General features: G+C 57.0%; 1 rRNA gene. It reads right to left on the reverse strand.

Annotated features, from left to right (window positions below):
- A 23S ribosomal RNA gene (locus IE096_RS31080) occupies window positions 1–928 on the reverse strand; the annotation flags it as partial.

Genomic DNA, 928 nt, shown 5'->3' on the forward strand with positions numbered 1-928 from the left:
CCGTTACCGGTCTTCCACACCTGGCCTATCAACCCAGTCGTCTACTGGGAGCCTTACCCCATCAAGTGGGTGGGAGTCCTCATCTCGAAGCAGGCTTCCCGCTTAGATGCTTTCAGCGGTTATCCCTCCCGAACGTAGCCAACCAGCCATGCCCTTGGCAGGACAACTGGCACACCAGAGGTTCGTCCGTCCCGGTCCTCTCGTACTAGGGACAGCCCTTCTCAAGACTCCTACGCGCACAGCGGATAGGGACCGAACTGTCTCACGACGTTCTAAACCCAGCTCGCGTACCGCTTTAATGGGCGAACAGCCCAACCCTTGGGACCGACTCCAGCCCCAGGATGCGACGAGCCGACATCGAGGTGCCAAACCATCCCGTCGATATGGACTCTTGGGGAAGATCAGCCTGTTATCCCCGGGGTACCTTTTATCCGTTGAGCGACGGCGCTTCCACAAGCCACCGCCGGATCACTAGTCCCGACTTTCGTCCCTGCTCGACCCGTCGGTCTCACAGTCAAGCTCCCTTGTGCACTTACACTCAACACCTGATTGCCAACCAGGCTGAGGGAACCTTTGGGCGCCTCCGTTACCCTTTAGGAGGCAACCGCCCCAGTTAAACTACCCACCAGACACTGTCCCTGATCCGGATCACGGACCCAGGTTAGACATCCAGCACGACCAGAGTGGTATTTCAACGACGACTCCACACACACTGGCGTGCATGCTTCACAGTCTCCCACCTATCCTACACAAGCCGAACCGAACACCAATATCAAGCTGTAGTAAAGGTCCCGGGGTCTTTCCGTCCTGCTGCGCGAAACGAGCATCTTTACTCGTAGTGCAATTTCACCGGGCCTATGGTTGAGACAGTCGAGAAGTCGTTACGCCATTCGTGCAGGTCGGAACTTACCCGACAAGGAATTTCGCT

This window comes from Streptomyces abikoensis (genome assembly GCF_014648775.1).
Classification (GTDB): Bacteria; Actinomycetota; Actinomycetes; order Streptomycetales; family Streptomycetaceae; genus Streptomyces; species Streptomyces abikoensis.